At 42.9% G+C, this 1,941-nt stretch carries 2 protein-coding genes; both read left to right on the top strand.

The annotated features are described in order from the left end of the window. The first annotated feature begins 85 nt into the window (after nucleotides 1-85). On the top strand, nucleotides 86-1,120 hold the full coding sequence (gene istA / locus H5200_RS22990; RefSeq protein WP_182762801.1) for an IS21 family transposase: 1,035 nt from the start codon (nucleotides 86-88) through the stop codon (nucleotides 1,118-1,120). Beyond that, nucleotides 1,117-1,890, top strand: coding sequence for an IS21-like element helper ATPase IstB (gene istB, locus H5200_RS22985; protein WP_182762799.1), 774 nt, complete (start codon nucleotides 1,117-1,119; stop codon nucleotides 1,888-1,890). The genes istA and istB overlap by 4 nt, the downstream gene beginning before the upstream one ends. Nucleotides 1,891-1,941 lie beyond the last annotated feature (51 nt).

The raw sequence follows: 1,941 nt of genomic DNA, 5'->3' as shown, positions 1-1,941 counted from the left end.
TGTTACCAGCAATGCAAAAATGATCCACTTCAACAATTGAAATCTGATCCAGTTAACTTAACACTGGTGCTTTTGGATAAGCACCATGATTTCAAAAGAAGAGTTCATGAAAATAAAAGTCTTAGCCATGCAAGGCATGTCTCAACGAGCCATCGCTAAACAATTGGGCATATCGCGCAACACCGTTAAAAAATACCTTCAAGGTGACTTTGACGAGCCGCATTATGCTACTCGTAAAACGGGTATTTCAAAATTAGAGGCATTTAAACCGTATTTACATTCTCGATTAGCTAAAGCCGCTCCAATACATTTATCAGCCGTTGTTTTACTCAGAGAAATTAAAGAGCAAGGCTATACCGGAGAAATATCGTTACTACGCCAGTACTTGTATCAATATCGAGGTAGCGTTGAACCCCAACCCATTATTCGCTTTGAAACAGAAGCGGGCAAACAAATGCAAGTTGATTGGGGGCAAATGCGAGGTGGGAAATCACCACTGCACGCCTTTGTCGCTGTTTTAGGCTTCAGCCGTGCATTGTTTGTCGCAATCACTGATAACATGCGCTATGAAACACTCGAAGCGTGTCATCGCCAAGCCTTTGAGTATTTCCAAGGCATTCCACAGCAAGTGTGGTATGACAATATGAAAACAGTGGTAATAGAGCGTGATGCTTACGGTGAAGGCAAACATCGCTTTAATCAATGCTTTTATCAATTTAGTAAAGAAATGGGGTTCATTCCAAAGCTCTGTAAACCCTACCGCCCACAAACAAAAGGGAAAGTAGAGCGAATGGTGCGCTATGTGCGCGATAACTTTTATCAGCCATTAGCCACTAAATTATTTGCCCTTGAACTTACTTTGGACGTTGAAACAGCCAATGTTGAAGTCATTAACTGGTTGAACACAGTGGCTAACCAGCGCATTCACGACACAATAAAAGTAAAGCCCGCAGATAGATTAAAAGAAGAGCAAGCGTACCTACAACCTTTACCCCCGCTCCAACCTGTTGCACCACCACAGCCGGCAGAAGTGGCTATACCTGTATTTGATATGTCCTTCGAGACTCACCCGTTACATCATGACTTAAACATTTACGCGCAATTCTCGGAGGCACTATGAACTTGCAACTCGCACGCTTACATGAACTAACGGAGGAGCTGCAACTCGCCGGTGTTGAAACAAATGCAACAGCGCTAGCGCAGCAAGCAGCAAAAGAGGAATGGGATTATTTACAGTTCTTAGAGCGCGTACTGCAAGGTGAGCAGGCGTACCGGCACCAACGTAAACAGGTTATGTTTACGCGTATGGCTGGATTTGCGTCATTAAAATCGCTTGAGGAGTTTGACTTTACGTTTGCCACCGGTGTGCCCAAAAAACAAGTTAACGAGCTTGCCACACTCTCGTTTATTGAACGAAAAGAAAACGTCGTTCTGCTCGGGCCATCAGGTGTAGGCAAAACACATATTGCCAGTGCGCTAGGTTACAAGGCAGTGCAAGCAGGCTTAAAAACCCGCTTTATTAGCGCGTCTGATTTAATATTGCAATTAACCACAGCGCAACGTCAAGATAAGTATAAACAAGTGATGCAGCGCTCAGTTCTGGCACCCAGGCTACTAATAATTGATGAAATAGGCTATTTACCGTTTAGTGCTCAGGAATCTAAATTATTGTTTGATGTCATTGCAAAGCGTTATGAAAAAGGAGCGGTCATACTCACCAGTAACCTCCCATTTGGACAATGGGGGAGCATTTTTGCGAATGACACAGCGTTAACATCAGCGATGTTAGATAGAATTTTACACCACTCACATATTGTTCAAATTAAGGGGGAAAGTTATAGGATCAAAGAAAAGAAACAAGCCGGATTAATGGAAAACCTTAATAAATAGTGGATCATTATTCAAATGGTGGAGTGGATCACTTTTCGGTTGTTGTTGACA

The organism is Pseudoalteromonas sp. SG43-7 (assembly GCF_014164295.1).
Classification (GTDB): Bacteria; Pseudomonadota; Gammaproteobacteria; order Enterobacterales; family Alteromonadaceae; genus Pseudoalteromonas; species Pseudoalteromonas rhizosphaerae.
This window is presented reverse-complemented; position numbering and strand designations above follow the sequence as displayed.